Below are 1,876 nucleotides of genomic sequence, written 5' to 3'. Positions count from 1 at the left end.
GCGGCCGGCGCGCCCAGCGCGTCGTCCACGGCCCCCGCCGGCGCGGCCAGCACCGCCATCCGCTCCTCGCGCGGCACCTGCAGCCCCTGACGCAGCGTCGGCGCGGGGGCGGTCGGCACCAGCGGGACGCGCTCACCTGCGCGGGCTCGCTGCGAGAACCAGATGATCTTGCTGCCGGTGTCCGAGGCACAGCAGCCCCAGCCGTCGCTCATGGCGGCGATGTCCGCCAGGCAGGACCGCAGGTCCAGGTCGGGCCGCAGGTCGGGGTCGTCGTCACCGAAGGCGGTGATGAGGTGCTGGCCGTTCCACCACATCTCGATCGAGGTGTGCTTGTCGGAGGCGTGCTGGTCGATCGCCCGCAGCAGCAATTCGGCGCCGCGGCAGACGGGATCCGTGAGGTTCTCGAGATCCCAGTAGCGGAGGTGGGCGGCCAGGATGCGGCTGACCTGACCCACCCGTTCCGGGCTGACTTCCACGTCGAGGTGGTAGTAGCAGGGCACTGCGGTCTTCATCGTCGCTTGCTCCTCACCGGCGAAGCTCTCGCTCCCCTCGCCCGCCCGGGAGAGATCCCGGATGCCTGTCCGGGAGGGATCCCGGACACATAGCGTGAGCGCTGATCGCTTCTGAGTCACCTCCACGGTGACCGCGCTACGCCATTCGTGCAACACGAGGGCCCGACACACATCCGTCGTTGAAGATCCAACAAGACGCTGCGTCGTCGTCCGTGCACCATAAGTGAAAGCCTCGATCGCCGTAACGGTGCCGTGCCCTTCCGTGCGCGGACACCACCCGACCGTCGGGAACGCGCCCAGTCGAGAGCGTGGAAGGTGAAGAGGGCAATGCTGCTACCCGCCAAGGCCGAAGTGGCCCGGGCGTTGCGGCGTTACCGGGCGTGGGAGCGCGTGATGCTCGCCTCGCCCCACGACCGCACGGTCCGGGCCACCTTCGAGGACTCGGGCTACACGCTGTGCGTACTGATGGGCAAACGCTGCGCCCGCGAGGCCGCGGACGCCGCCGAACGCTATCTGCGCACCAATCTGGTCACCTACCTGCGCGAGCAGGACGGACGGCCGCGGCCGCGCCGATCGGCCAGAAGGGCGCCGCCACCGGAGCGGCGTTCCACGGCGCCAAGCCCCTGACCTGGCACCGTACAAGGCGTTCCCCCCGGGGCCGGCGTGAGTCGGCCCCTCTCGGATCGCGAAGCCGGGCCGGGTGCCCGGCTTCGCGCACGGCGGAGGTGAGATACATGCGCAGGACCCCGGCCATCGGCCGCGTCCCGGTACGTGACGTCCGGCCGGCCGTGGAGTGCGGCAGGCGCCCGGCGAAAGCGGTGACCGGGGAGACCTTCCAGGTCACCGCCACCGTGTTCCGTGAAGGGCACGATGCCGTGGGCGCCAATGTGGTCCTGCGCGATCCCAAGGGCCGCCGTGGCCCGTGGACGCCGATGCGGGAGCTTTCCCCCGGCAGTGACCTGTGGGGTGCGGACGTCACCCCGGACGTGACGGGCCGCTGGACCTTCCGGGTGGAGGCCTGGAGCCATCCGCTGGCGACCTGGCGGCACACCGCCTCGGTCAAGGTGCCGGCCGGGATCGACATCGGGCTGGTGCTGGAGGAGGGCGCCGAGCTGTACGAGCGGGCGGCCGCCGGAGTGCCGAAGGGCCCGGAGCGCAACGTTGTCCTTGCCGCCGCGCAGGCCCTCGGCGACGACTCCCTGTCGGTGCACGAGCGCCTGGAGGCGGCCCTGTCGCCCGAGGTGGACGCGCTGCTGACGCGCTATCCGTTGCGGGAGCTGGTCACCGCCTCCGATCCCATGCCGCTGCTGGTGGAGCGGGAGCGGGCCCTGTACGGCTCCTGGTACGAGTTCTTCCCGCGCTCG

3 protein-coding genes are annotated in these 1,876 nt (G+C 71.3%); 2 read left to right on the top strand and 1 reads right to left on the bottom strand.

Annotated elements, in window-relative coordinates; genetic code table 11:
• Positions 1-512 (bottom strand): pep a2 (locus ABT288_RS49860; protein WP_351623440.1); only part of this gene is annotated, 512 nt, incomplete at its 3' end.
• 327 nt (positions 513-839) lie between these two features.
• Here ABT288_RS49860 and ABT288_RS49855 point away from each other — a divergent pair.
• Entirely contained in the window at positions 840-1,139 is a 300-nt protein-coding gene (locus ABT288_RS49855; protein ID WP_228622012.1) for a DUF5133 domain-containing protein, read from the top strand.
• 107 nt (positions 1,140-1,246) lie between these two features.
• Positions 1,247-1,876: maltotransferase domain-containing protein (locus ABT288_RS49850; protein WP_351623439.1), on the top strand; the 630-nt coding region annotated here is incomplete at its 3' end.

This window comes from Streptomyces sp. NPDC001093, assembly GCF_040298985.1.
Taxonomy (GTDB): domain Bacteria; phylum Actinomycetota; class Actinomycetes; order Streptomycetales; family Streptomycetaceae; genus Streptomyces.
The sequence above is the reverse complement of the archived record's forward strand: the minus strand, read 5'-3'. Positions and strand labels throughout refer to the sequence as shown.